Genomic DNA, 24979 nt, shown 5'->3' on the forward strand with positions numbered 1-24979 from the left:
ATGAGGGTACTTAAACAAGGTTGCCGGGAGGAAATGAGCGTTATGCTGGAGTTAGGACTACATGATGCAGACAGGCTGGTGACAGTGGCGCATGCCCTATCCACCCGTGCCCGGGTGGATATGCTCCGCCTGCTCGGCGGGAAGCCGATGAATGTGGTGGAGATGGCCGAAGCGCTGCAGCTTCCGGTCTCGACCGTGGCGAACAACGTCAAGGTGCTGGAAGCGGCGGGGCTCATTGACACAGAGCTGGTTCCGGCTACGCGCGGGGCGATGAAGGTGTGCAGCCGCAAGGTGGCTGATCTCCATATTGCTTTAGATATGACGGGCAGCAGTCCGGCCCAGGGGCTGAATCTGTATGAGATCGATATGCCCATCGGCCATTACAGCGATTGCGAGGTGCATCCCACCTGCGGTATCGCCAGCGAGAGCGGCATGATCATCCGGGAGGATGAACCGGCGAGCTTCTATCATCCGAAGCATATCGGGGCGCAGATCATTTGGCTGCGTGAAGGATACCTCGAGTATCTGTTGCCGCTGGAGGTACCTGCTGGAGCAGATATTGCTGCGCTGGAGCTGTCGATGGAGCTGTGCGCCGAGGCGCCGGGCTACAATAACAGCTGGCCTTCGGACATTACGCTGTGGGTGAACGGCGTGGAGGCCGGGACCTGGACCTGTCCCGGAGATTTCGGCGACCGGCGCGGCCGGCTGAACCCGCCCTGGTGGCCGGACGGGTTAACGCAATACGGTCAGCTTGTCACCTGGCGGATTGACGGGCAAGGAACGGCGCTGGATCTGGAGCCGGTCTCGGAAGTGAACGTCTCTGACCTGCAGCTGGCGCTGCGCCCGAGCATCCGGGTGCGGATCGGCGTGAAGCCGGATGCGGTGCATCAGGGCGGCCTCAACCTGTTCGGCAGGCAATTCGGAGACCACGGACAGGATATCAAGGCCAAGATCTGCTATTCGGTAACGGAATAGTCAAATGGAGATCTTTAATTACAATTTTATTGTAATTAAAGATCTTTTTTTATGAAATTACATCAGTTTTCGCTAGAAACCGTTGACAGCCTGCACGTAAAGACCTATTATTATGGTGTTATATTCAATAATATTGTAATAAATTAAAAAAAATAAAGATGAAAAGGCTGGGTGAGACCCGTGAGTCTGACAAGTTACCGGAAGGACTATCCAAGACCGCAGTTTGTCCGCGAGGCTTGGCACAATTTAAACGGCGAATGGGATTTCCGCTTTGATGACAGGAATGCAGGTGAACAGGAGCAGTGGTACGGCCACCTGGAAGGGGACCGGAAGATCATTGTTCCCTTTGTGTACGAATGCGCAGCGAGCGGGATCGGTGAGCCGGAATTTCATCCGAATATCTGGTATCAGCGGATGTTCACGGTTCCGGAGGAGCAGGTGGGCAAACGGATACTGCTGCATTTTCAGGCTGTCGATTATATCGCCAAGGTGTGGATCAACGGCCAATTTGCCGGACGGCACGAGGGAGGCTACACTTCCTTTTCATTGGATATTACCCGGTATCTCCACCAGCCCGGTACAGAGAACCGCATCGTCGTTAAGGTGGAGGACAGCTTCGATTCTACCCAGCCAAGGGGCAAGCAGCGCTGGAAAGCCGAAAGCTTCGGGTGCTGGTATGTACAGAACACAGGAATCTGGCAGAGTGTGTGGCTGGAGTTTGTACATCCGCAGCATGTAGAGTCGGTCAAAATTACGCCTGATCTCGACGCTCATTCCGTACGGTTCGATTATTGCGTGAACGGAGACTTATCCAGGCTAAATCTGCGCCTCACGGCCAGAATCACTCTGGATGGGGTCTTCATTAAAGAAACCGGAATTCTGGTGGACCGGTCCAGCCTGTCGGCCACTGTAGATCTGCTGAGCGATACGCAGGAGTGGAAGGTGGCATCCTGGAGTCCGGAGCATCCGAAGCTTTATGAGGTGGTATTTACGCTCAGTGACGGGGAAACGGTTCTGGATGAGGTGCAGTCTTATTTCGGCCTGCGCAAGGTGTCCATCCAGAAGGGCAAGGTGCTGCTGAACAATACGCCAATCTATCAGCGCCTGATTCTTGATCAGGGCTATTGGCCGGAGAGCCATCTGACTCCGCCGTCCGAGGAGGCGATTATCGCCGACATTGATCATATCCTGGCGATGGGTTATAACGGAGTGCGCAAGCATCAGAAGATCGAGGACCCGCGCTTCCTGTACTGGTGTGATGTCAAAGGCGTGCTGGTCTGGTCGGAAATGGCGGCCACCTATGAATATAATGACCTGGCCGTGGACCGGTTCACCCGGGAGTGGCTGGACATCGTGCGGCAGCAATATAATCATCCATGCATCATTACGTGGGTGCCTTTCAATGAATCCTGGGGGATTCCGGGTGTGTTCATCGACCGCAGGCAGCAGCAGTTTACCGAAGCCATCTATCATTTGACCAAAGCAATCGATCCGTACCGGCCGGTTATCGTGAACGACGGCTGGGAGCATACGGTATCGGATATCATTACCTTACATGATTATGAGCAGCACGGTTCAGCATTTCTGAAGCGGTATGCCGACAAGGATGCCATTACCGGCAACGAGATTTCCCATATGAACTGGAAATACGCCATGGCACAGGGCTATGCCTACCGGGGGCAGCCGATGATCATCAGCGAGTTCGGCGGCATCGCCTTCAAGTCGGAGGAAGGCTGGGGCTACGGCGAGCAGGTAGGATCGGAGGAAGCGTTCCTTGAACGCTTCCGGAGCATCACGGAAGCCATCAAGGCTACGCCTTATATCTGCGGTTATTGTTACACACAGGTCAGCGATGTGCAGCAAGAGGTGAACGGGCTGCTGACGGAGGACCGGAAGCCGAAACTGCCGCCGGAGCGGATCAGAGAGATAAACCTGGCATAATTCGCTGAGGAAGGCTTGTCCCGTGAGGATAAGCCTTTTTTGGTCTGAATGTGCGCTGGTTGGCGAATATGCCGGGAATAGTGTACCTTAGAGGAACTAAGGAGTGGTGAAATTGAAGGACAATAAACAAACCCCTGTATGGACGAAAACACCCTGGCTGGTCCTGGGCTCCATACTGCTCATTATTCTCAGCAGCCTGATCCAGACCGGCGGCTCTGCCCTGCTGGGCGCGCTGCAGACGGTAATTCTTGGCCTGGGCATATTGGGCTGCTGTACCGCCGCCTGGCGCTTCGCCAAAGGCAGCGGCGGGAAACGCACACGCGACCGATAAAGCGGCGGGTACTGGACCGGCGGGTCTAGAGTCAGCATCGTATCGACCGGATGAATCAAATTGGTGTCTGCCGATTCAGCGTTTTGTAATAGGCAACCTTTTTTTTAATAAAAGAGGATCTGCCAAATGTTATATAAGATAGTGCGGTCCAGGTGATAAGCATGGTGAAGGAGTATCCTACTTCATGATGTTCAATGATAGGTTGAATACCATTCATGAAATCCTTCCCTTCTTCCATCCATTTATAGCTAAATTATAGCAGTATTCACCGCCTGAAAACAGATTCTTTGCAGCGGCTTCCCGGAAGCCTCCGGACGGGACGGCGCAGCGAATCTGCTTCGGCATCTCCCGCGGTGCATTGGTTCCAAACAACGAGAAAAGCCGCGTAAATGAGTGAGCGGGATGCAAGTAAGCGCTAACCGGTGCCGATTTACCGGACTTTGCCCGTTATCGAGGCAGATTGGCGGTTTACAAGTTCGGCCGCCGAGAGTATGATACATCTGTTTATAACTGAAACCGAATAGATATCCGCTTAATTTCCGTAATGGAAAGCGGGGGAACCAACGACCGGCGGCGTGGCTTTGATGCGGCTGCCGGTTATGGGGTGAATCCTGCTTCCGGTGTGAGAATCCTTGCACCGGAAGCGGGTAGGGCGACTCTCACCGCCCGAATCCGGCAGCTAACCTCGTAAGCGTATGTAGAGAGGATGAGCGCAATGTGACCGCGTATTTCGAGCCACAGAGGGAATCCTTTGTGGTTTTTTGCTGTGCTTTTTCGGACAGAAAGGAAGTATGGCAGGAAGCGGAGGGGAGAAGCGGCAATGTCGGATCTGAAGGAATACGTACTGGTATGTGCTCCGACCAAAGCAGGGGAGCAATTCATCAGAATATTGAAATGCAGGGGTTATAGGGTGGCCGGGTTAGCCAACTGCCGGACACAGCAGGCGCGCCTTGAGGAGCTGGGCGTGGAAGCAAGTCTGCTGATTGATACACATCATGAGAATACCTGGTGCAGGCCGGACTTCGCTATCGGCCGGGTCTATCTCTTTGAGAACAGTGTGGCATTATGCAGCCGCTATGTGCGGATGTGCCGCTCCTGGACGGACCGGCCGATTATCGTAATTACGACATCGCCGAATCCGCGCCATGTTTATAAAGGGCTGGGAGCGGACCATGTGATCTACTCCTACAGCGGCAATGTATCTTTTCTTGCCGACCGGACGGCCATGCAGGGCTGAGGGGAGCGGGGAGGCAAATAGCATCTGCCGTGGCGTGATGCGGGAATTTGGCGGCACCTATTTAATCTGCAGCCAGCCCCGGGCTTCCGTGCTGCACAAAGGGCTGCCGGAATGTGAACCGGCAGCCCTTTGTGCATGATGCAGCATAAATAATTAACAGGATGGCCTATTTAACAACTGAAGCAAACAATGCCTGAAGCCGGGGCAGATCGAAGCCCTTTACGGCCTGGCCGCCGAAGACAGTAACGGGAATGCCCATGAAGCCGAGCTTCTCCACTTCCTCCTGATAAACGGCGCTCGACATGATATCCCGGACTTCATAAGCAATGCCCTGCCCGGACAGCCACTGCTTCACCTGATTGCAGTCGGCGCAGCCGGCCGTGGAGTAGACGATAGCCTGGCTCATTGGTTTACCGCATCCTTGATGGCATCTCTGGTGATTTTCCAGTGGGAGGTATTCCAGCGGACTTCGCCGTCTTCCAGCAGGAAAATTTGCGGGGATTCATGCTTGATGCCGAAGTCTTCGGCAATGCGGTTGGAAACCGGCCGGTCCTCGATCACATGTACGATCGCTGCCGGCGTGTCGGAGCCTTGGGCATACGCCTGGAACTCTTCATGGGCTTTGGCGCTGATCGGGCAGGTGGTGCTGTGCTTGAACAGCAGCTTTTTGCCGGGACCCTGGACATATTGCTGAAGTTCGTCGAGGCTGTGGATTTGTTTAATGGACATAGTAGAATTCCCCTTTCTAAAATCAGGATGGCTTCGTTCAATGCTTTGCAAATCTGATTGTAACATAATTCAAAATTAAAACAAAAGCCGGCTGCTCAGGCAGAATTCCGCGGTGAATACAGTCCTGCAAGGGACATTGTGTTCAGAGGTTGACCATGCTAATGTGAGGGGGATGCAGCGATTTCTGTGTCTGAATATGGCCGAGGGGATGTGGAGAGCCGTGATAAGAGTGGCCTGTGTGACCGGCGCGGACCGGGGGCTCGGATTAAGCTTGACCGGATGGCTTCTTGAGAACAGGTATACGGTATTTGCCGGACAGTACATGAAGGAAGAAGACTCATTAAGCCTGCTGCTGCAGCAGTATCCGGACCGCCTGCACCTGATTCCGCTGGATATCGGGAACGCCAGCAGCGTCAAGGAGGCTGCCCGCAGTATCGCCGGCCATACCGGACACCTGGATCTCATCGTCAACAACGCCGGTATTATTCACAATGCCGATGATGCCACCATTCTGGTAGATATGGACGATGCGGCGATGCTGCAGCTATATAATATCAACGCTCTCGGCGCACTGCGGGTCAGCAATGCGCTGCTTGGGCTGCTGCTTCAGGGCAAGTCCAAGCTGATCGTCAACATTTCATCGGAAGCCGGCAGCATTGCGCGAAACAAACGGATCAATATGTACGGCTACTGCATGTCCAAGGCGGCGCTCAATATGCAATCCTCGCTGCTGCATAACCATTTGAAGAAAATGGGCGGGCAGGTCATGGTCTTTCATCCAGGGTGGCTGCAGTCCTATATGCACGGAGAAAAGAACCTGGCGGCGACGATTCCACCGGAGGTATCAGCGCACAAGATCATGTCGATCGTTCAGGAGCATAAGAAATATGCCGGCGATGAACCTGCATTTCTTGATATTGAGGGTCAGATCTGGCCCTGGTAACCAGCGTTCCTTATTGTAAATAATAGATCCGGCTGCGGCTTAGGCTGCAGCCGGATTTTTTTGATGGACAAGAACGGATATTTCAGGTTGTTTTATGCCCGGCATGGCTGAAATGCATGAATTACCCAGCCTCGGTCAAACTAAGGGCACGGGACTGGAAAGGGGCGGATCATATGTGGCACGGGATTATAGGCTGGCTGCCCGGATGGGAGAGGCTGGCGCAAAGTCTGCTGATCCTCGCCGTACCGCTGGGCCTAACGCGGATGATGCTCTGGTTCAGAGCGGAGGAGGGGAAGGCCAGCACGAGAGGCCAGCGGGGGGAAGGACAGAAGGGCGGGGGCGTGCCCAGCTCGGAGGATACGGGAGAAGCCGTTCAAAGCAGCATCGCGGCGTCGAACAAGAATCCCAGCGTAAACGGGGCACGAGGCGGGGGACGGGATGCGGAACCGCCGCTGCGCTATTGCGGCCGGCTGCAGGAGGACGTCGCCTCGTTCAGAGCGGTCAGCTCCGATATGTCCGACGTCAATGTGCGGTATCTGCAGATCGGCAAGCCGCGCATTCCGGCGGTCTTGTTTTTCGTGGACGGGCTGACGGATAAAGAGGGGATGGACATCAATATTTTGAAACCCCTGATGAATGCCGTGCTGGCCTTTGATGGCGAGGCTGCGGTTCCGCCGCCGGAAGAACTGAAGATGATTATCACCCAGCGAATACTGCAGGTATCCGAAATCGAGTACACCGATGAGATCATGGCTTCACTGAAAAAGGTGCTGTTCGGCTCGGCGGTGCTGCTGGTCGAGGGGATGCCTGAGGTGATTGTTCTGGGAACCTCCAAAGGAAACACCAGATCGGTGGAGGAGCCGATCTCCGAGGCGCTGCTGCGCGGACCGCGCGTCGGGTTCAACGAAACGCTGAGCGACAATACGGCACTGCTCCGCCGGCACGGCCAGCATACGGGAATGGTAATGCATTCTTACACCGTGGGCAACCGCATTGAGAAGGAAATGATGCTGGCTTATATCAAAGGCATTGCCAACGAAGAATTGATCGAGGAGATCATCCGCAGAATCCGCACGATCAATATCGACGATGTGCAGGAATCCGGCTTCATAGAACAGCTGCTGGAGGACAACTATTTAAGCCCTTTTCAGCAGATTCAAAGTACGGAGCGCCCGGACCGGGTTATGGCGGCGCTGCTGGAGGGCAGAGCGGCCATCCTGCTGGATGGAACGCCCTTTGCGCTGATCATGCCGGTAACATTCGGCATGCTGCTGCAGTCGCCGGAGGATTATTACGACCGCTGGTTCTCGGGTTCGCTGCTGCGGATTCTCCGGTTCGTGGCCGCGACCATATCCTTGTTTGCACCTGCACTGTACATATCCTTTCTTTCCTTCCATCCCGGGCTTATACCGACCAAACTGGCAATTTCGATCATCAGCTCCCGTCAGGGCGTCCCCTTTCCGACCCTGGTCGAAGCGCTCATCATGGAGGTGGCGATCGAAATTCTGCGTGAGGCGGGATTGCGGCTACCCAAGCCGATCGGGCCGGCGATGGGCATCGTCGGCGGTCTGATTATCGGCCAGGCTGCGGTGGAAGCGGGGATTGTCAGTCCGATTCTGGTTATCGTAGTAGCCCTGACGGCGATCTCTTCCTTCTCCGTGCCGATGTACAGTGCGGGGATTACGCTGCGGCTGTTGCGGTTCGCGGCCATGTTTTTTGCTGCCATGTTCGGCCTCTACGGCATTGTGCTGTTCTTCCTGCTGCTCAGCAGCCATCTGATTAATCTGAAGAGCTTCGGCGTTCCTTATTTAAGCATGATTACACCCTACCGGATGAGCGACCTGCGTGATTTTATCATCCGCATTCCGCTGCAGCTCATGAAGCGGCGGCCGACGATGCTGCAGCCTGAGGACAAGATCCGTAAACGGTAACTTTACAAAAGGAGGAGGCAGACACATGGCCGGTAAAATCCCGGACCGGATTACGACAAGCCAGGCGGTATTTATTCTGGTCAATTATATTCTGGTCGCCAGCGTGTTCACGCTTCCGCGGACGGCCGCCGAAAAGGCGGGCACACCCGATATCTGGATTTCCGTCATCTGCGGCGGAGTGCTCTCCGTGCTGCCGGCATTTCTGATTGCCTGCATGTGCCGGAAATTTCCCGGAGAGACCTTTTTTCAATTTGCGCCCAAAATGATCGGCAAACCGCTTGCCCTGGCCACAGGTACGCTGTTCTGCCTGTACTTTCTCTGTTATGCAGCCTTTGAGCTGCGTTCCGTACAGGAGATTACAGTGTTTTTTCTGCTGGAGGGAACTCCAAACTGGGCTGTCGCAGCACTGTTCATATGGGTGGCGCTGTACTTGTGCAGAGGCGGCATCAACGCCCTGTCACGGATGTGCCGGCTGATTACGCCGCTCGCCTGGACGATATTCTTCGGGGTGTGCCTGTTAAGCCTGAAAATCTTCGACATCAGCAATCTGCGTCCGGTGCTGGGAGAGGGTCTGGCGCCGGTGTTCAGGGGGATGAGCGTCTTGCCGCTCAGTTATACAGCGGGGGAAGCCCTGCTGTTTCTGGTCGCTTTTATGGATAAACCGAAGCAGGCCGGCCGGGTCGCGGTGCTGGGAACACTCATTACCATTCCCTTTTATGTGACTTCTGCGGTACTGACCATCGGGGCGTTCTCCGTAGAGGGGACCGTAACCCGCACGTGGCCCTTTATTGATCTGATCCGCAGCTTTGAGGTTGCTCTTCTGTTCGAACGGTTTGAATCGCTGCTTCTGGCTATTTGGACGATGCAAATCTTCTCCACCTTCTGCATCGCGCTGTACGGTGCAGCTCTGGGCATCTCCCAGATGTCTAACCTGAAGCTGAATCATTGCTTGTTTGCCGTCCTGCCGCTGGTGTATCTCCTTACGGAATGTCCTCCCGGCATCAATTCAGTATTTGCTTTCGGGCATTTCATCGGGGACTGGGCGGTGCTGATGTTCGGAGGCTTATCGCTGCCGCTGCTGCTTCTGTCCGCCTTCAGGAGGAAGAAGACATGAGACGGTGTCTTCTGCTGGCTGCCATTGCCGCGCTGCAGGCGCTGCTGCTTACCGGGTGCTGGAGCAGTGCCCCGATTGAGGATGTCAATATGGAGGTGGCGGTCGCGCTCGATGCGGCGGAGGAAACGAAGATCGAGGAGAGCTTTGCCGGGGCCGGAGGTGTATATCCCAAGCGCAACAAGCTCTCCTGCACCTACCAGTTTATCGTGCCTCAGGGCTCGGTCGGCTCGAAGAAGGAAGGGGCTTCATCGCGCAGTTACTATAACATGACCGAATCCGGGGATTCGGTCTTTGAATCGGTGCGGGAGCTGGCTCTGCGCACGAACCGCCCGCCGATCGGACATCATTTAAAGGTGATTATTATCGGGGAGAAGCTGGCGCGCAATGTGCAGATGTCCGAGCTGATCGATTTCTTCAGCCGGGACAACGATATCCGCCCCAGTGTGCTGATCCTGGTCAGTAAGGGAGAAGCCAGGGATGTGCTGAACAATGCGCTGCCCGGACAGACGCCCGCCTTTGTAATGGAAGGGCTGTTCGCCAACCGTGACCGCAATTTGCGGATATGGGAGCCGCTCTCCATTGCCAAAGCCGTAGGCCCCCTGCACGGAAGAACAAGCTTCCTGGTGCAGAATGTGATTGCTGCAGAGAATGAGGTGAAATTCGCCGGTGCCGGTCTGATCAAGGGGGAGACCGGCACACTTACCGGATTTCTGAATGAAATGGAATTGGGGGGTGTAGTCTGGCTGACCGGCAAGGGCAGGGGCGGCGTGCTCAAAACCTATGCGCAGGAAGAGGGGGGCCGGCTGATTACCTATGAAGTTAAATCCATGGACAGCACCATCGAAGCCCAAGTCCAGGGCGGGGAAATTTCCTTTCATGTCCAGATCGAATCTACAGGAAGATATGCGGAGACCTTTAATACCAACGGCTCGGCGCTGAAAAGCGACTTCATAAAGCGGGATGAACAGCTCTTGGAGAAGCAGGTGCAGGCGAATGCGAAGAAAGCGCTGGCGGCGATGCAGGACAGGCTGCAAGCGGATGCTGCGGGCTTCGGCAAAGCTTTGCAGATTCAGCATCCGCAGGTCTGGCGAAAGGTAAAGGACCACTGGGACGAGGTCTTCAGTACGGTACCGGTTACCGTGGAGGCCAAGCTGACGCTTGAGGATTTCGGCGCTTCCGGCACAAGCAGCGAGTAACAGCAGCCCCTGAGGGAGCCATGCAAAAAGTCTTGACCCTGACACTGGTGTCAGGGTTTATACTGGGTTCAGACCAATTCTCATGAACCCCGGGGAGATTGCCATGACAATAGGTGAACTTGCAGCGGTGACCGGCGTCAGTGTCCGGTCCCTGCGCTATTATGAACGTCAAGGGCTTATTATGCCGCTACGCCGCGCCAACGGCTACCGTGAATATTCGCCGCTGGCCGTGGAAACGGTGGAGTCGATCAAGCTGTATTTGAACCTGGGCCTGACCACGGAAGAGATTGCCGGGTTCCTGCACTGCGTGCTGAAGAACAAAGAGGCATTCTGCGCAGAGGTGATGCCGCTGTATGAAAGCAAGCTGGCGCATATTGAGCGGCAGATTCAGGAGCTGAACCAGCTTAAGGAAAATCTCCGGCAACGGATGGAGGCCATCCGCCAGGAGCAGGGGCAAGTGGAGGGACAGGAGCAGGGAATGTTCCAAGGACAGTAGTAAGAGTAGGACAGGGTTAAGAGCAAGTCTAGGGAGCGGGTTTCTGCCGGGAACGGCAACCGGGTCATAAAGGCCCGAAGAGGGACGCATACGTGTACAGGATTTAGTCCGGCAGGCCGCCTTGGTACAAAAGGTATGGCCCATGGCCGGTTTATTACAGGGAGGAGAGAATCATGGCGATAGTAAATGCGGAACAAGCGACTATGCTGCGGACACTGCTGCAGAGGAGCGGAACGGTATTGGTGGACTACGGTGCCCCGTGGTGCCCACCCTGCCGGACGCTGCTGCCGGTGCTGGAGGAATTAAATGAAGAGTACGGGGACCGTGTGACCATTGTCAAAGTGAACTGTGACGAGCTGCCGGAGCTGGCCGCAGAGGCCGGCGTTATGAGTATGCCGACGGTGATGGTCTACAGCGGAGGGCAGCCGGTGGAGAAGCTGGTCGGCTTGCGTCCAAAGTCGGCCTATCAAGGTGTTTTGAACAAATATGCCGCTGTAGCATTATAAATTAACAACAGGCAGGGCTGCATGGATCATGCATTCCCTGCCTGCTTCTTGTGGTTAAAGCTGAGCCGGAGGCTCAGGAGCGGGCCATCACTTGAGCGCTGTCCGCGACCGGAATAACCTCGTTGTTCTGCAATGCCTCCTGGACCTCCTGGCGCAGGCTCTCCGTAAAAGCATTCCATGTTTTTTTACCGACGTCGAGCTCTTCACGGCCGATGGCCTGCAAGGTTTCCAGCCAGACCCGCTTGTCGTTGATTTCCCCGAGTTGTTCCTGAATTTCTTTGTAGATGCTCTCATGGGCATGGAATTTCTGGTCAAGCGCAAATTCGGCCGCACCGGCGGTATAGCGTAGTTCCTTGGCAGCGATGCGCAGCTCGTGGAGTGCCTCAAAGGCTTCTTTTGGCGGCGTTTGCGGATTCTTAAACAGCGTTTTACAGTGCTTCTTTTGCTGCTCGAAGGCCACCTCCAGCTCGCGCATGATCACATTGGGGTCCCGCTTGGCGACGAGGCTCTCCAGTTGCTTCGAGATGAAGCGCTGCCAATGCTGCTCCAGGCGTTCCCCGGCAAGCTCCGGAAGCTCGGCGGCCAGTTTGCGGCGGAATTTCTTCCGCTTCGCTTTTTGAAACTTGATTACGGCTTTCAGCAGCCGCACGGTCTTGCCGGCGCCTTCTGCCTTGGCCTTTTTGCGTCTTTTGTTGAATGAATGGATGAGGACATCGGCGTCCCGGACTTTGCCGAGCCGCTTCTGGGCTGTCTTGAAGATGGCGTACAATTCTCCTGCGGCGGTATGCCCGGGGTCAAGAATGGACAGCAGCGTCAGCAGCTTGCGGCTGTTGACTCTGGCCTGGTGGACGGCTTCGTCGTCGAAGCTCTGCAGCGCTTCCTGGCTGTAGCTGATGAAATCATCGTAATGCTTGCTCAGTGCGTCTTCCCATTGCCTGCTGTGCTTTCCCGGCGGCCGTTCGCGGGCCGGTACTTGGATTGTCATGCGTCATCACTCCTCACAAGGCTTGTGTAAAGCATGAACCTTTTTGAGCGGGTGTTAAACAGCTGCTATTAAACTTCTTGATATTAGGATAAAGGTATCCTGCCGGTAATTCAAATGCCCCATCCGCGCCAAGGTTTCGCTGACGGCCGGGATAGGTTACAATAGGTCTGCATTAAAGGCGGCGGTGAACACAGGCTGGGAAATGATTGTGTCCGAAAACGAGTAACATTTCACGGGCTGGGCAGGAACGCTGCTTAAGCTACGGTAAGAGATTAGTATATTATTGATGACAGAGAGGGCGGTCCCGGATGGACCGGCAGGTGGTCGGGTATGAAAGATAGACTTTTTGACGGCGGGGAGCAGGAAGTGCAAGGCACGCTGCCTCCGGTGATGGGGCTGTTCGAGCATCTCGTCCATGCCGGTGCGGCGAACGGTGAGGCTGAGGGCGATACAGCGGCTGAGGGCAGGAAGGGGCAGACGGTTGCGAAGACTCAGGGTAAGGCGGCTGGGGACAAGAAGGATGAGGTTACTGAGGGCAGAGCAGTTGCGGGAATCCGGGATGGGGCAGCAGAGGAGAATAAAGGCGAGGCAGATGAGGGAGTGCTGAGTGTAGCTGAGGAAAAGAACGGCGTGACAGATGGGAACATGCTGAGTGTAGCTGAGCAAAAGAACGGCGTGACAGACGGGAAAATGCAGACTGGGGTACACGGCGGGCCTGCGGCGGGCGATATGCTCATCCCCTTCGCTTACGAAGAGACATTATGCCGCGATGTGGGCGCCGGCCTGATCCCGGCGGGGCTGCATGTGTGGAGCCATCCCGGCGGCGTGGCGCTGGGCCTGCGGGACAGCAAGCTGCCGGGCGCAGCCGCTGCGATGGCGGACCTGGAGCGCCGGGGCCTCCGCACGGCGGTCCGCCACTCCGGCGGCGCAGCGGTGCCGCTTGATGCGGGAATCGTCAATGTGTCCCTGGTTCTGCCCAAGCCTGCGGGCAAGCTCGACTTCCATGACGATTTCCGGCTGCTGGCGTCGCTGATCCGCGACGCCGTCGCCGTAAGCCACCCGCAGGCGGCTGCGCTCATCCGTGCGGGAGAGATCGCCGGGTCCTACTGTCCCGGCGACTTCGACCTCGCCGTGGGCGGCCGCAAGTTCTGCGGCATTGCCCAGCGGCGGCAGCAGAACGCGTACTTCGTACACGCGTTCGTAGTGGTCTCCGGCTCCGGCCGGGAACGCGGCGAGATCATCCGCGCGTTCTACGAGGCCGCCGCCGGAGGCGATGACGCGCTGGACTACCCGCGCGTCCGCCCGGACACGATCGCCGCGCTGGGCGAGCTCGGCGGTCCGGACTCGGCGGAGGTCTTCGCCGAGGGCATCCGCCAGGCCGCCGCGCACCGCGGCGTCCGGCTGGTCCCCGCCGCGGAGCTGCGGCGGGAGACGGGCTACGCGCTGCGGTACAGCGACGCGCGCGTGCTTGAGGCGGCGCGGCTGCTGCGCGAGCGCTACGCCCGTTAACGGCGCGGCGGCCCGCAGTGCGCGCCGAGCCGCTGCCCGCGTGTGCTGCGGCGCGTGGATCGATCCGCAGCGGGCGATCCGCTGTCTGCGTCGAACTGCTGCCCGCGCGCCGTGGCGGCTTGGCTCGGCCGCGGCTATCTTACACACCGCCCCGCCGAAGTTTGCTAAACGGACTGTAGAGGCGCTATTTCGTCGGCAAAGTCTGTTTCTCTGGTTGGAACGGACACAGATGACGTTATTTATGCTATACGAAGTAATGTATGCGATATCATTTTGGAATGAGGTCTCTGGTGTCCGATACGCTGCTCATTACGCATCATAAAGGTGAAATAAGAGCATCTGAGTCCGTATGCGGCGGGAGCACAAGTCTGAAAGTCCAGCAGCCCAAAAATTTTGGCAGACCAAACTCCAAACCCCAGTGCTGCCATCTCCTTCGAAGCTGCAAAAAACCGTCTGTCATAATGATGGCCCCGGTGGAACCTATGACGATGCACCAGAAGGGTTGCCCTAATGATACACCGTTCGGACTGTCCTTAATGATGGACCCGGCAGGGACCCTATAAATAGAGCTCCGGGCGCCGGTCGGCAAAGACCGGGATTTGGGCGCGTACGTTGCGCACCAGCTGTATATCGATGACGCCGCTGAGCATTTCCTCCCCCTCGCCCGCCTCACAGATGATTTCGCCCCAAGGATCGACAATCAGCGAATGCCCGGCGAAGCGGTTGGCCGGGTCGGCACCCGAACGGTTGCAGGCTACTACATAGCATTGGTTCTCAATCGCCCGGCTGATCAGCAGCGCGCGCCAGTGGGACAAGCGCGGCAGCGGCCACTGAGCGCTGACGAAGAGCACCTCCGCGCCCTGGACGGTATGCGCGCGTACCCACTCCGGGAAGCGGATGTCATAGCAGATCAGGCCTGCACAAGAAATCTGGTCCAAGGTGAAGAGTCCCTTGGCTTCTCCGGGCTGCAGATACAGATGCTCATTCATCAGGCGGAACAGATGGAGCTTGCTGTATTCACCGGCCGGCAGGCCCTGGCGGTTAAATACATACATCGTGTTGGTGATGCCGCTGAGGCCTTTACTGGCGACCGACCCGGCGACGATATGGATGCCGTATTCCCGGGCAAGCGCGGAGACGAGGGCTTTGACGCTTCGGCCGTCCGGGTCGGCAATTTCCTCCAGGCGTGATAAGTCGTATCCCGTCGTCCACAGCTCGGGCAGCAGGATGCAGTCCGGCTGTCCTTCCGCCGCCTTGCGGATAGCCCGTTCCGCCGCAGCATAATTGGCCAGCGGATTGCCGAAGGTTATATCAAGCTGAAGCAGCGTTATTTTCATAAAAGGGCCTCCCTTGGTTTCTAATGCAGAACTTCCACCCTACCGGAAAATAATTGTTGACGGGTCAAGTATATCGGTGTAAAGTGGGTTTTGTCAAAAACATTTTACACAATTTAATTTGCGGTAACAGGTTTAACTGCGGGGTTAATTTCTTATAAGATTTATTCAGCAGGCAATCGGCCGCTATCCGCAACAGGGCTAGGGGGTATGGACCTGAGCAATATTCAGCACGAAGAGGAAGGTATCTTTGATCTGCTGCAGCTGCTGAATAAGGGAGTTACTCCGGCGTTCGCCCGCTGTGCGGGTACCAGTCCCACCCGGGTCCGGCTTCTTCACGGGCTGTTCAGTGCCGAGGAGATCAGTCAGACCGCGCTGCAAAAGACGCTGGAAATCGACGGAGCGGCCATTACCCGCCATCTGAAGGCGCTGGAGGAGCAGGGCATGGTGGCCCGCCGCAGCAATCCTGCCGACAACCGGGTGACGCTCGTCTCCCTGACCGATGAGGGCAGGAAACATGTTCACTGCTACAAGGAAGAGAAGAGCCGCTTCATTTCAGGCCTTCTGGCCGGGTTCGCCGCAGAAGAGCGTGCAGCGCTCAAAGGTATGCTTCTCCGGCTTCATGATAATATGAATGTGTTGTAGCCTGTCAGACTAAAGCCAGAATTTAAACCAATATAAAGGAGCTTATGAATCATGTCCGAAATCTCCAATCCTGATTTCAAGGCTGTAATCACCAGCCGCCGCTCGATCCGGAAATACGATCCGTCCGTCAAAATCAGCAAAGAAGAAATGACGCAGATTCTTGAGGAAGCGACATTAGCGCCGTCTTCAGTTAACATGCAGCCTTGGCGGTTTCTGGTGATTGAAAGCCCGGAAGCCAAGGCCAAGCTGGCGCCGCTTGCCAAGTTCAATCAGTCGCAGGTGGAGACCTCTGCGGCGGTCATCGCCGTATTCGGCGATCTGGACAGCTTTGCTTATGCTGAGACCATCTACGGCATGGCCGTAGAAGTCGGCAAAATGCCGCAGGAAGTCAAGGAAGCACAGCTTGGCCGACTCGCCGGCTACTATGCGAACCTGCCTGCCGAGGTGAATAAGGATACTGTGCTGATCGACGCCGGCCTGGTGTCCATGCAGCTGATGCTGGTGGCCCGCGCCCATGGCTATGACACCAATCCGATCGGCGGTTACGAGAAGGACCGCATCGCCGAGGCCTTCGGGATGGATAAGGACCGTTACTTGCCGGTAATGCTGGTCTCCATCGGCAAAGCGGCGGAAGAGGGCTATTCCTCCGTCCGTCTGCCGATTGAAACCATCGCCGAGTGGAAATAATTAATTCGGTAAACATTTAAGTGCGGATAAACCATAAGCCAAGCCAACTATTTAGAGGAGGAATTTCAGATGTTTATTATTCATGCCGTTATGCACGTCAATCCAGAACGTGAGGAGCAGTTCCTGGCCGAAGCCAAGTCGCTGGTCGCTGCCACCCACCAGGAAGAGGGCAACCTCTCCTATGAGCTGTACAAGCAAGCTTCCGGTGATGCCGGAACCGTATATATTATGATCGAAACCTGGCGCGATGCCGAAGCTATGGCCGCCCATAACGCCAGTCCGCATTTTACCGGCTTTGCCGGCAAGGCTGCCGAGTTCCTGACCGCGCCGCTTGATGTTAAGGTATTCAGCGGTGAGCCTGTGCAGCTGCAAGGTTAAGGTATCTACTGGTTAACGCTATAAAATAATGCTCCGGACAAGCCGGCCCAAACTTTTGCGGCCGGCTTGTCCTTTTTCGGTTTGGCGGGAATAGATTCGCTTAGGCCTAGCTCTGCCTTCTGTTGCCGAAACGCCCGAAAAATATGATAATAAAACAACATAAACGGAAGAAGGCGATTACGCTTGAACATTCAAGTGCTCAAACGCGGCCTGCGGCACAATGAAATTTACTTTCTTTCGGCCTTCGGCGAAGGAAGAGGAATCTGGCACGGCCCTGAGGCCTGCAGCCCCGGCTCGGTGCTGGAAGCTGAATTCGAGGTGCCGGGGCTGCTGATGCGCTGGATCGATATTGTGCCTGCGGCGGAACGCTCGGCCGCCGCCATTGCTCTCGACGGCGGGAGTGTGGTGTTGACCGGGGTGCTGGAGAGCATCGAGGAGGATGGAGCCGGGTATCTGCGGCTGGGGGATACTCTGGTGATGTTCGAGTGTCTGGGCGAGCCGATGGCGCTTGGCGGGTATGTGGAGCTGCGGACGGACGCGCTCATGTTATACCCGGTTTATCTGTAGAATCCCGCCTGCGGCCGGCTCCGCCCGGTGCTGTTTCTTGCGGGCATGGCAACCTGCGGCAAAATAAGCTAAGATAAAACAACAGGTTGAAGTACAGCGGTAAGGAGCAGGAATCAGAATGAACAGCGATATTCAGCAATTCAAATCGGAGTTCTTCAAAGCGCTGGCTCACCCGATGCGCATCCGCATCCTGGAGCTGCTGAGCGAAGGCGAGAAGAATGTAAACGAGCTGCAGGCCATCCTCGGCTCCGAAGGCTCGGCGGTATCCCAGCAGCTGGCTGTACTCCGGGCCAAAAATGTGGTCGCCAGTGTCAAGGAAGGAACCACGGTCATTTATTCGCTGCGGGACCCGCTGATTAAGGACCTGCTGGCGGTGGCCAAGCAAATCTTTGACAACCACCTCGTCAATGCCATTTCGCTGCTGGAAGGCATCCGCAGTGAATAGAGCCCGGGCATCCGCCCGGGACTCTTTTTTTTACGGGCGGTGGGTACCGGCAAAGCTTCTGAATCTGCACGGAAACACAGCTGCACTTTGCGGGCAGTTTGCGGCAAGAAAAAGCGGTTTAGCGTTGACATCTGCGGCGCAGTGCCCTAATATTGCTGATATATTCAAATAATCAGATATTTAAAGAAAAGAAGGTTTGATGGATGAGCGGGCAGGGCCGTTTTGCAGGTTACAATGTTGCTTCTCTGCGTAAGGATTTGCTTTCCGGGACAATCGTCGGTGTAGTCGCCATTCCGCTGGGAATGGCTTTTGCCATTGCTTCAGGGGTAAAGCCGGAATACGGTATTTATACGACCATTGTGGCGGGCATTTTGATTTCACTGTTCGGCGGGTCGAAGTTTCAGATCGGGGGGCCTACCGGAGCTTTTATCCCGATCCTGTTTGCCATCGGCATGCAGTATGGCCTGGAGAATCTGCTCATTGCCGGAATGATGGCCGGGGTGATGCTCGTCCTTATGGGACTGCTGCGCCTGGGCGTGCTGATCCAGTTCATCCCGAAGCCGGTCACGGTCGGGTTTACTTCAGGGATCGCCGTCATTATTTTTACCGGACAGATCGGTAATTTCCTGGGCCTGTCGGGTATGCAGCGGCACGAGCGCTTTGTGGACAATATGAAAGAGATCGGGCTGCATTTTTCTACCGTCAATCTTTACGCAATTATCACGGCCGGAATCTGCCTGGCGGTGATTCTGCTGGGCAAGCGGTATGCCCCGCAGGTGCCGGGCTCGCTGGTCGGACTGGTGCTGGCAAGTATCGCGGCCGCGCTGCTCTTCAAGGGCGGGGTGACGACCATCGGCTCCGCATACGGTGATATTCCCAGCACGCTGCCGAGCTTCCGCATTCCCGGAATCACCTGGGATAAGCTCGGATCTTTGCTGCGGCCGGCTTTTGTCATCGCCATGCTGGGGGCGATCGAATCACTGCTGTCTGCGGTGGTGGCCGACGGCATGTCGGGCACCCGCCATAACAGCAACCGCGAGCTGATCGGCCAGGGAATAGCCAATATTGCCGCGCCGCTCTTCGGCGGCATTCCGGCGACCGGCGCCATTGCCCGCACCGCCACCAATATCCGCAGCGGTGCAGCCTCCCCACTGTCTGGTGTTATCCACGGCGTTGTGGTACTCCTCATTTTGCTGCTGTTCGCCCCCTATGCTTCCAGCATTCCGCTCGCTGCGATGGCGCCGATTCTGATGGTGGTGGCCTGGAATATGAGCGAACGCAAGGAATTTATGCATCTGCTCAAGCTGAAGACCGGCGATTCGCTGGTGCTGTTCATCACCTTTGTACTGACGGTATTTGCCGATTTGACCGTGGCGGTGGAGGCCGGCCTGATCCTGGCCGTCGTGCTGTTCATCAAGCGGATGGGGCAAAGCCATTTCGTATCCAAGGTGCTGCCGGACTCCGCCTCCGTGAAGGTGCTGCCGCAGATGGTTACGGAGAACCATGATTGCCCGCAGTTTGCCATCTATGATATGGAAGGCCCGCTGTTCTTCGGCGCAGCCTACCGCTTTGCGGATACGATGCCCTCCTCCGGGCCGGATCAGGCACAGACCGTCCTGCTCCGGATGGGGAAGGTTCCGTTCATAGATACGACAGGGGAAGCCAACCTGGCTGCGCTGGTCAAAGGACTGCAGGAGAACGGCGGCCGGCTGTTTATTTCGGGCCTCCAGCCGCAGCCGCTGGAGCTGCTGAAACGCACCGGGCTGTATGAGAGAATCGGGGCGGGGCAGTTCTATGACCGCACGGGCGAAGCGATACAGGCTGCGCTGCGGTGCGTGGACACCGGCCGCTGCCAGGGCTGCCGGCATGCGGCATTCCGGGAGTGCGCCGCCTTCGCCGCGAAGCCCGAGCCTTCCGGCCGGTCTGCGCTGGCAGGCCGGGCGCCCGCAGCAGCGCGGAAGCTGGGCGGGGAAGCTTAAGCCCCGGATAAGCATATCTCGATCTTGTTCATATTCCCGCATAACAAAAGCCCGGGTGCATCCAGCAGCCCGGGCTGTTATAGTTATAGTGGGCCGAAATCCAGATATTGACGGGAACGGCCAAGCTGCTTGAGAAGAGGAGAGACTTTCGCCGATGAAGGAATTGAATTACGGCAGGGTATTTGTGCTGCTGGCCGGCCTGTCCGCCGCAACCATTGCGGTATACCGGATAGTGGCGGCAAGAACCGATAATTATTATGATTTTCTGCTCTGGAATCTTTTTCTGGCCTGGGTGCCGTTTCTGTTCTCCATGGCTGCCCACGAGCTGGACAAGCGCAGGTCGCTGGGGCTTCTGGCGCTGCCGCTGGGGATCGCCTGGCTGTTGTTTTTTCCGAATGCTCCCTATCTGATGACCGATCTGTTGCATCTGACTATCCGCAAGAGTGTCTATATCGTAAACGGTGAAGTGCAGAGCCGCTTCTGGTACGATCTTATGGTGCTGCTGCTCTTCACGTGGAGCGGCTGGCTGACCGGCTTCTTCTCCCTTTACCAGTTCCAGAACGTCATCTGCCGGAAGCGGGGCCAGCTGTTCTCCTGGATCTTCGTGCTGGCCGCCTGTGCGCTCGGCGGATACGGGGTTCTGCTGGGCCGGGTCTACCGGCTGAACAGCTGGGATGTGCTGACGGACCGGCATCAGCTCATTAAGCTTGTCGGGGAGAGCCTGAACCGCCAGTCCCTGTACTTCAGCCTGTTCATCGCCCTCGTGCTGCTGGTTATCTATGCCACGCTGTATTTTCTGATGAACGGTGCCTCGGGCGGAGGTGCACGCGCTTATTCCGGCGGCGGCAGGAAATCCTCCGGCCGCTCGGGAAGATAGAGATAGCTGCGCAGATCGATAGCCCCTTCACTGTCAAACACGATGCCCTCGCTCTGAAGATACAGCCGCTGCAGGGAAGCCGCCTCGTCCTCCGCAAGGGCAATCCGCCCCTGGGCGTTAACGACCCGGTGCCAGGGCAGCTTATGCTTGCGGCTCATGGAATGCAGGATGCGCACCACCTGACGGGCTGCCCGTGGGCTGCCGGCAGCGCGGGCGATGCCGCCGTAAGTCATCACCTTGCCTTCGGGAATGGAGCGGATGACGGTGATAACCCTTGCTGTGAATGGTGTCATGGGGAACTCCTTTATATTTGAGGAATAGCTGCATTATATCAGAAATAGGACAAGCCGGCCGTTCAGGCCGGCTTGTCTGTATAATATCAAGCTGACGGGGGTGAGCGCTGTGAATGCGGAAGGCCGGGGATATCCTGAGGGGACAGCGCCTTATATCTGCAGGAATCATTGCAAACATCATAGCAGCAGGATTTTCACATTTCCATCTGTGCTCCGGGATGACTATAATAATAGCAACGGAAGATCGCAGACCCGAATCAGATCATGAAGGTGATATGCTTGAATACATATGTGCTGGTTTATGACAGTTTTGTGCAGTTTGAAGTGATGCTTGCCGCTTATTTCCTGAAAACAGCCGGACCGGTCCACACGCTGGGCCTCAGCCGCGAAGCTGTGGTTTCCGCCGAGGACTTCTCGGTTAACCCGTCGGTGGATCTGCTGTCGGCCGATGTCGGTTCTATAGACGTGCTGGTCATTCCCGGCGGCGACACGGAGGAATTGAAGTCGCATGCGGGCCTGCTGGAGCTGATCCGCACTCTGAGCGATCAGGGGAAGCCGGTTGCTGCAATATGCGGCGGAGTGTCGGTGCTCCAGGCAGCCGGTGTTCTGGAAGGCAGAGCACATGTCGATGACGGAAGCACAGCGGACAGCGTCGTCCTCAGCGGGCATATTCTGACCGCCCGCCCGAACGGCTATGTCGACTTCGCGCTGGAGCTGGGCAGGCTGCTGAATATTTACAAGGATGAAGCCGATCTGCAGGAGACCATTGATTTCTTTAAGCATTTCAAGCCGGTATAACCAGGCTGATAAGGGAGGAAGCCCGGAATGGCCGTATCCAATATTGTAATGCCCTCGTACTGGGGCAGAGAAGTAAGACATAAATACAATGCGCAGGGCGGTAAAACACTGGCCGTAGTATTCCCGGGACAGAATTACCCGGCTGACCGGCCCCTGCTGTATTATGCGGCCAAGGTGGCCGCGGAATACGGCTGCGACCTGCTGGTGCTCGAATACGGGTATCAGAGCGCCCGGACGGCCTTCAAGCGGGAAGAGCTGGATATCCTTGCCGAGGAATGCAAGGCTGCGCTAGCCGCTGTGCCCGACTATGAGCATTTGCTGTTCATCGGCAAGAGCCTGGGCACAGTGCTGGCCGGAAGGCTGGCGGACGATCCGGACGTGAAGGGAGACCTATCCCAGCTGTTCCTGACTCCGGTTGCGGATGCCGTTCCGGCGATTCAGGCCAGCCGGGGGACCGTTATTTACGGCGGAGCAGATCCTTTGTTCACCGAACAGCATGCGGCGGCGGTACGCGATTTGCCGGGGCTTAGAGTGTACTGCATCGACGAGGCCAACCATTCGCTGGAGGTGGGAAGCACCGGAGAGTCGCTGGCGGTACTGCTTGTGCTTAACAATTTTTATCATGAATTCTTTGTCGATGCGCTGATATCCAGGGGGGGACCGGAGACAGAGTAGCTTTATCGGACAGAACGGTCCTTATATACGGAAGGGAGTGTGAGGCGGTAATGATTCTGGAAGCGGCAATGCTGCAGGTAAAGGCGGGCCTGACCGCCGAGTTCGAGAACAGCTTCAGAGCGGCTTCCCCGCTGATCTCCTCCATAGAGGGGTATTTGGGGCATGAGCTGAAGCGCTGTGTTGAAGACGATCATAAATATTTACTGCTGGTCCGGTGGCGCAGCCTTGAGGATCACACTGTGGGGTTCAGGGAATCCCCGCAATATCAGGAATGGAAAGCACTGCTCCATCACTATTACAGCCCGTTCCCGGTAGTTGAGCATTTCACGGATATTAATCTCAGCTGACAGGAGACTGATAGATAGATGGAAGGGAAGAGAGTAGGCATCGGCCGGACGGCAGAGGTATTTGTGTATGGGGACGGAACGATCCTGAAACTGTACAGGGAAGAAATCGACGGTTATCAGGTGGAGCGGGAGTACCGGATCAGCAAGCATGTGTATGAACAAGGCCTGCGGACGCCGCAGCCATTGGAGCTTGTCGAAGCGGAAGGACGCCAAGGCATCGTATTCGAGCAGGTGCAAGGGGTCTCCCTGCTGAAGCTGATCGGCGAGAAGCCATTGCAGTTAAGCGCATTTGCCGCGCAATTGGCCGGACTGCACGCCGGGCTGCACCAGCTGGAGGGCCCAGATCCGCAGGTCCGGCAGAAGGAGCAGCTGGAGAAATGCATTATCGCCGCACCGATGCTGACGATGGACGAGAAGAGCGCCGTGCTGGAGCAGCTGGCCCGGCTTCCGGCAGGCGACCGCCTGTGCCACGGGGATTTTCATCCGGACAATGTGCTTGTCGGCGGCGAAGCCTGGGTCATCGACTGGATGACCGGCATTGCCGGCCACCCGGATGCCGATGCGGCGCGGACCGTCCTGCTGCTGTCCATGGGGGCGATGCCGCCGGGCACGCCGCTCCTCCGGAAATTCGTGACGGGCTTCTTCAGACAAAGGCTGACGAAGCTGTATATCAGGGAATATCTGCGGCTAACCGGCAAGAACTACTCGGCTATCAACGCCTGGATTGTGCCTGTAGCTTCAGCACGGCTCTGGGAAGGCGTTCCGCTCGGCGAGAAGGAGCAGCTGGCCAGGGAAATCCGCAGACGGCTGCGCAAGAGCAGCAAATAAGTGGGGGTGGGGTATAGTTGAATACATACATAGCGCTGCTGCGCGGCATTAATGTCGGCGGCAACAAGGTAATCCGTATGCCGGAATTAAAAGCGCTGTTCGAGTCGCTGGAGCTCCGGCAGGTGCGGACCTATATCCAGAGCGGCAACGTTGTGTTCGAATGCGCGGAGACTGCCGCAGGCCCCCTTGCCCGGGCGCTTGAGGAGAAGATCGCCGGGACATTCGGCTTCGGCGCTTCCGTTCTGATCCGCAGCCGGGAGGAGCTGGAGGCGGCCGCGGCCGCCAATCCGTATCCGCTTGCCGCCAAGGAGGATTACAAGCGGCTCTATGTTTCCTTTCTGGAACAGGAGCCGTCAGCCGATGCACTGGAGCGGCTGATGCCCTACGCCGGCGGGCCGGACAAGCTGACTGTGGTCGGCCGAGAGCTCTATACGCTCTACGAGGCCAGCATCAGCAAATCGCCGCTGTTCAAGGTCAGGCTGGACCAGATTCTCGGTACCGACATGACAACCCGCAATTGGAACACCGTTACCAAGCTGGCCGAAATGGCGCGGGAAAAGGGATGACTGAGCCCGGCGGCTGTCAGCGTCTGTCAATAAAGGCTAACTGAAATTACGCGTGCTCTAGTTCCACTTTAGTCGTCAATCCATAATGATGAGTTGGACCAGCCGCGTTATTGCCGCAGTATCCGCTAATCAAGATGAGTTGGATCAGGTGAACTCTAATGCCATAGTATATGATGGTCGGTATCCATGACGCCGCAATGTCATATCTCCACCGAGCCCCGCCTTTGGCGGGGCTTTTTGACATGGAGGAGCAGGAAATAAATTAGCGGCAAAAACCACCTCTAATATGCAGATTAACTTACTCACCCCAAAATAGCGGCAAAAACTACCTAAAATCTGGGATGATAATGTATTTTTCCCTGAATTCATTAGATTAGAGGTAGGAAATACCATTAAGTTCCTTAAAAACGCCTCTTGCCCGAAATTAGAGGTAGAAAATTCCTTTATTTCACGGAATAGAGCTAAGCTCATAAATGAGTTATGCCTCAGAGCAGGCTAACTCTCCATAAAGGCGCTACAAAGAATCCATAGTTAACATATATTTACGTTTCAGCAAACATTCAGCGGAGTTTCATTATGACTTAAGGTAGGACTGCGATAATGCGGATAAGGAAAAAGTGCACCGGGGGGTGCGGAGCACTGCCTGAATTGATTGTGCAAAGGGAGT

At 56.4% G+C, this 24979-nt stretch carries 28 protein-coding genes and 1 riboswitch; of the genes, 23 read left to right on the forward strand and 5 right to left on the reverse strand.

Going from position 1 to position 24979, the window contains the following annotated elements; translation table 11 throughout:
• Positions 1-42 precede the first annotated feature (42 nt).
• The 4 genes from F1381_RS15470 (at position 43) to F1381_RS15485 (ending at position 4484) form a co-directional block, all read left to right on the forward strand.
• Positions 43-975 carry an ArsR/SmtB family transcription factor gene (locus tag F1381_RS15470; protein ID WP_151735741.1) on the forward strand — a complete coding sequence of 311 codons (933 nt, stop codon included), beginning with the start codon at positions 43-45 and terminating at the stop codon, positions 973-975.
• Between the two features lie 180 nt (positions 976-1155).
• Entirely contained in the window at positions 1156-2916 is a 1761-nt protein-coding gene (locus F1381_RS15475) for a glycoside hydrolase family 2 protein (RefSeq protein ID WP_151735742.1), read from the forward strand.
• A 112-nt stretch (positions 2917-3028) separates the two neighbouring features.
• On the forward strand, positions 3029-3247 hold the full coding sequence (locus F1381_RS15480) for a hypothetical protein (protein WP_151735743.1): 219 nt from the start codon (positions 3029-3031) through the stop codon (positions 3245-3247).
• A gap of 519 nt (positions 3248-3766) precedes the next feature.
• Positions 3767-3957: riboswitch (cyclic di-AMP (ydaO/yuaA leader) on the forward strand.
• A 110-nt stretch (positions 3958-4067) separates the two neighbouring features.
• A complete protein-coding gene (locus tag F1381_RS15485) occupies positions 4068-4484 on the forward strand; it encodes a response regulator (RefSeq protein ID WP_151735744.1) in 417 nt (138 codons plus the stop codon).
• Positions 4485-4650: 166 nt separating this feature from the next.
• On the opposite strand, the gene F1381_RS15490 is transcribed toward F1381_RS15485, so the two are convergent.
• Positions 4651-4890, reverse strand: a complete 240-nt coding sequence (locus F1381_RS15490; RefSeq protein WP_151735745.1) for a glutaredoxin family protein — start codon at positions 4888-4890, stop codon at positions 4651-4653.
• A complete protein-coding gene (ytxJ, locus tag F1381_RS15495) occupies positions 4887-5213 on the reverse strand; it encodes a bacillithiol system redox-active protein YtxJ (RefSeq protein ID WP_151735746.1) in 327 nt (108 codons plus the stop codon). Before ytxJ ends, F1381_RS15490 begins: the two co-directional genes overlap by 4 nt.
• 172 nt (positions 5214-5385) lie before the next feature.
• Here ytxJ and F1381_RS15500 point away from each other — a divergent pair, with 172 nt between their 5' ends.
• From F1381_RS15500 to trxA, 6 genes are all read left to right on the forward strand, one after another.
• Positions 5386-6156: an SDR family NAD(P)-dependent oxidoreductase gene (locus F1381_RS15500; RefSeq protein ID WP_246188048.1), complete on the forward strand. Its 771-nt coding sequence runs from the start codon at positions 5386-5388 to the stop codon at positions 6154-6156.
• Between the two features lie 173 nt (positions 6157-6329).
• On the forward strand, positions 6330-8087 hold the full coding sequence (locus tag F1381_RS15505) for a spore germination protein (RefSeq protein WP_151735747.1): 1758 nt from the start codon (positions 6330-6332) through the stop codon (positions 8085-8087).
• A 25-nt stretch (positions 8088-8112) separates the two neighbouring features.
• Entirely contained in the window at positions 8113-9201 is a 1089-nt protein-coding gene (locus F1381_RS15510) for a GerAB/ArcD/ProY family transporter (protein WP_151735748.1), read from the forward strand.
• On the forward strand, positions 9198-10397 hold the full coding sequence (locus F1381_RS15515) for a Ger(x)C family spore germination protein (RefSeq protein WP_151735749.1): 1200 nt from the start codon (positions 9198-9200) through the stop codon (positions 10395-10397). The genes F1381_RS15510 and F1381_RS15515 overlap by 4 nt, the downstream gene beginning before the upstream one ends.
• Positions 10398-10500: 103 nt before the next feature.
• Positions 10501-10893: a MerR family transcriptional regulator gene (locus tag F1381_RS15520; protein WP_151735750.1), complete on the forward strand. Its 393-nt coding sequence runs from the start codon at positions 10501-10503 to the stop codon at positions 10891-10893.
• A gap of 173 nt (positions 10894-11066) precedes the next feature.
• The gene (trxA, locus tag F1381_RS15525) at positions 11067-11399 is read left to right on the forward strand and encodes a thioredoxin (RefSeq protein WP_151735751.1); all 333 of its coding nucleotides are present in this window, start codon (positions 11067-11069) and stop codon (positions 11397-11399) included.
• A gap of 73 nt (positions 11400-11472) precedes the next feature.
• Here trxA and F1381_RS15530 read toward each other — a convergent pair whose 3' ends face one another.
• Positions 11473-12384, reverse strand: a complete 912-nt coding sequence (locus tag F1381_RS15530; RefSeq protein ID WP_151735752.1) for a CHAD domain-containing protein — start codon at positions 12382-12384, stop codon at positions 11473-11475.
• A gap of 330 nt (positions 12385-12714) precedes the next feature.
• Here F1381_RS15530 and F1381_RS15535 point away from each other — a divergent pair, with 330 nt between their 5' ends.
• Positions 12715-13893, forward strand: coding sequence for a lipoate--protein ligase family protein (locus tag F1381_RS15535; protein WP_151735753.1), 1179 nt, complete (start codon positions 12715-12717; stop codon positions 13891-13893).
• Between the two features lie 557 nt (positions 13894-14450).
• Here F1381_RS15535 and F1381_RS15540 read toward each other — a convergent pair.
• Positions 14451-15230 (reverse strand): carbon-nitrogen family hydrolase, encoded by a 780-nt coding sequence (locus F1381_RS15540; protein WP_151735754.1) that lies wholly within the window; start codon positions 15228-15230, stop codon positions 14451-14453.
• A gap of 207 nt (positions 15231-15437) precedes the next feature.
• Between F1381_RS15540 and F1381_RS15545 the strand changes: the two genes are divergently transcribed.
• From F1381_RS15545 to F1381_RS15575, 7 genes are all read left to right on the forward strand, one after another.
• Positions 15438-15872, forward strand: a complete 435-nt coding sequence (locus F1381_RS15545) for a MarR family winged helix-turn-helix transcriptional regulator (RefSeq protein WP_151735755.1) — start codon at positions 15438-15440, stop codon at positions 15870-15872.
• A 51-nt stretch (positions 15873-15923) separates the two neighbouring features.
• Positions 15924-16559: a nitroreductase family protein gene (locus tag F1381_RS15550; RefSeq protein WP_151735756.1), complete on the forward strand. Its 636-nt coding sequence runs from the start codon at positions 15924-15926 to the stop codon at positions 16557-16559.
• Positions 16560-16628: 69 nt separating this feature from the next.
• Positions 16629-16937, forward strand: coding sequence for a putative quinol monooxygenase (locus F1381_RS15555; RefSeq protein ID WP_151735757.1), 309 nt, complete (start codon positions 16629-16631; stop codon positions 16935-16937).
• 183 nt (positions 16938-17120) lie between these two features.
• On the forward strand, positions 17121-17504 hold the full coding sequence (locus F1381_RS15560; protein WP_151735758.1) for a hypothetical protein: 384 nt from the start codon (positions 17121-17123) through the stop codon (positions 17502-17504).
• Positions 17505-17622: 118 nt separating this feature from the next.
• On the forward strand, positions 17623-17949 hold the full coding sequence (locus tag F1381_RS15565; RefSeq protein ID WP_150272067.1) for an ArsR/SmtB family transcription factor: 327 nt from the start codon (positions 17623-17625) through the stop codon (positions 17947-17949).
• A gap of 203 nt (positions 17950-18152) precedes the next feature.
• Positions 18153-19928: a SulP family inorganic anion transporter gene (locus F1381_RS15570; RefSeq protein ID WP_151735759.1), complete on the forward strand. Its 1776-nt coding sequence runs from the start codon at positions 18153-18155 to the stop codon at positions 19926-19928.
• 154 nt (positions 19929-20082) lie between these two features.
• Positions 20083-20805, forward strand: a complete 723-nt coding sequence (locus F1381_RS15575) for a DUF1361 domain-containing protein (RefSeq protein ID WP_151735760.1) — start codon at positions 20083-20085, stop codon at positions 20803-20805.
• Here the strand turns inward: F1381_RS15575 and F1381_RS15580 are convergent.
• Complete coding sequence (locus tag F1381_RS15580) at positions 20760-21098, reverse strand: MGMT family protein (RefSeq protein WP_151735761.1); 339 nt, start codon at positions 21096-21098, stop codon at positions 20760-20762. The two genes, F1381_RS15575 and F1381_RS15580, sit on opposite strands and share 46 nt — an antisense overlap.
• A 279-nt stretch (positions 21099-21377) precedes the next feature.
• Here F1381_RS15580 and F1381_RS15585 point away from each other — a divergent pair, with 279 nt between their 5' ends.
• The 5 genes from F1381_RS15585 to F1381_RS15605 are packed head-to-tail and all read left to right on the forward strand — an operon-like array spanning position 21378 to position 24312.
• The gene (locus tag F1381_RS15585) at positions 21378-21896 is read left to right on the forward strand and encodes a DJ-1/PfpI family protein (protein ID WP_187355373.1); all 519 of its coding nucleotides are present in this window, start codon (positions 21378-21380) and stop codon (positions 21894-21896) included.
• A gap of 27 nt (positions 21897-21923) precedes the next feature.
• Positions 21924-22571: a BTB/POZ domain-containing protein gene (locus F1381_RS15590; RefSeq protein ID WP_151735763.1), complete on the forward strand. Its 648-nt coding sequence runs from the start codon at positions 21924-21926 to the stop codon at positions 22569-22571.
• Positions 22572-22621: 50 nt separating this feature from the next.
• Entirely contained in the window at positions 22622-22918 is a 297-nt protein-coding gene (locus tag F1381_RS15595) for an antibiotic biosynthesis monooxygenase family protein (protein ID WP_151735764.1), read from the forward strand.
• An 18-nt stretch (positions 22919-22936) separates the two neighbouring features.
• Complete coding sequence (locus F1381_RS15600) at positions 22937-23746, forward strand: phosphotransferase family protein (protein WP_151735765.1); 810 nt, start codon at positions 22937-22939, stop codon at positions 23744-23746.
• Between the two features lie 17 nt (positions 23747-23763).
• Complete coding sequence (locus tag F1381_RS15605) at positions 23764-24312, forward strand: DUF1697 domain-containing protein (RefSeq protein ID WP_151735766.1); 549 nt, start codon at positions 23764-23766, stop codon at positions 24310-24312.
• The last annotated feature ends 667 nt before the right edge of the window (positions 24313-24979 follow it).

The sequence above is a fragment of the Paenibacillus tengchongensis genome (assembly GCF_008973665.1).
Lineage (GTDB): Bacteria > Bacillota > Bacilli > Paenibacillales > Paenibacillaceae > Paenibacillus_AQ > Paenibacillus_AQ tengchongensis.

Excerpts from the sequence above, each read along its gene's own strand:
- F1381_RS15505 (WP_151735747.1), top strand. The coding sequence starts at position 6,330 with ATGTGGCACGGGATTATAGGCTGGCTGCCCGGATGGGAGAGGCTGGCG.
- F1381_RS15540 (WP_151735754.1), bottom strand. The coding sequence starts at position 15,230 with ATGAAAATAACGCTGCTTCAGCTTGATATAACCTTCGGCAATCCGCTG.
- F1381_RS15470 (WP_151735741.1), top strand. The coding sequence starts at position 43 with ATGCTGGAGTTAGGACTACATGATGCAGACAGGCTGGTGACAGTGGCG.
- trxA (WP_151735751.1), top strand. The coding sequence starts at position 11,067 with ATGGCGATAGTAAATGCGGAACAAGCGACTATGCTGCGGACACTGCTG.
- F1381_RS15600 (WP_151735765.1), top strand. The coding sequence starts at position 22,937 with ATGGAAGGGAAGAGAGTAGGCATCGGCCGGACGGCAGAGGTATTTGTG.
- F1381_RS15535 (WP_151735753.1), top strand. The coding sequence starts at position 12,715 with ATGAAAGATAGACTTTTTGACGGCGGGGAGCAGGAAGTGCAAGGCACG.
- F1381_RS15490 (WP_151735745.1), bottom strand. The coding sequence starts at position 4,890 with ATGAGCCAGGCTATCGTCTACTCCACGGCCGGCTGCGCCGACTGCAAT.
- F1381_RS15570 (WP_151735759.1), top strand. The coding sequence starts at position 18,153 with ATGAGCGGGCAGGGCCGTTTTGCAGGTTACAATGTTGCTTCTCTGCGT.
- F1381_RS15545 (WP_151735755.1), top strand. The coding sequence starts at position 15,438 with ATGGACCTGAGCAATATTCAGCACGAAGAGGAAGGTATCTTTGATCTG.
- F1381_RS15520 (WP_151735750.1), top strand. The coding sequence starts at position 10,501 with ATGACAATAGGTGAACTTGCAGCGGTGACCGGCGTCAGTGTCCGGTCC.
- F1381_RS15515 (WP_151735749.1), top strand. The coding sequence starts at position 9,198 with ATGAGACGGTGTCTTCTGCTGGCTGCCATTGCCGCGCTGCAGGCGCTG.
- F1381_RS15530 (WP_151735752.1), bottom strand. The coding sequence starts at position 12,384 with ATGACAATCCAAGTACCGGCCCGCGAACGGCCGCCGGGAAAGCACAGC.
- F1381_RS15500 (WP_246188048.1), top strand. The coding sequence starts at position 5,386 with ATGCAGCGATTTCTGTGTCTGAATATGGCCGAGGGGATGTGGAGAGCC.
- ytxJ (WP_151735746.1), bottom strand. The coding sequence starts at position 5,213 with ATGTCCATTAAACAAATCCACAGCCTCGACGAACTTCAGCAATATGTC.
- F1381_RS15580 (WP_151735761.1), bottom strand. The coding sequence starts at position 21,098 with ATGACACCATTCACAGCAAGGGTTATCACCGTCATCCGCTCCATTCCC.
- F1381_RS15575 (WP_151735760.1), top strand. The coding sequence starts at position 20,083 with ATGAAGGAATTGAATTACGGCAGGGTATTTGTGCTGCTGGCCGGCCTG.
- F1381_RS15590 (WP_151735763.1), top strand. The coding sequence starts at position 21,924 with ATGGCCGTATCCAATATTGTAATGCCCTCGTACTGGGGCAGAGAAGTA.
- F1381_RS15485 (WP_151735744.1), top strand. The coding sequence starts at position 4,068 with ATGTCGGATCTGAAGGAATACGTACTGGTATGTGCTCCGACCAAAGCA.
- F1381_RS15555 (WP_151735757.1), top strand. The coding sequence starts at position 16,629 with ATGTTTATTATTCATGCCGTTATGCACGTCAATCCAGAACGTGAGGAG.
- F1381_RS15550 (WP_151735756.1), top strand. The coding sequence starts at position 15,924 with ATGTCCGAAATCTCCAATCCTGATTTCAAGGCTGTAATCACCAGCCGC.
- F1381_RS15595 (WP_151735764.1), top strand. The coding sequence starts at position 22,622 with ATGATTCTGGAAGCGGCAATGCTGCAGGTAAAGGCGGGCCTGACCGCC.
- F1381_RS15565 (WP_150272067.1), top strand. The coding sequence starts at position 17,623 with ATGAACAGCGATATTCAGCAATTCAAATCGGAGTTCTTCAAAGCGCTG.
- F1381_RS15510 (WP_151735748.1), top strand. The coding sequence starts at position 8,113 with ATGGCCGGTAAAATCCCGGACCGGATTACGACAAGCCAGGCGGTATTT.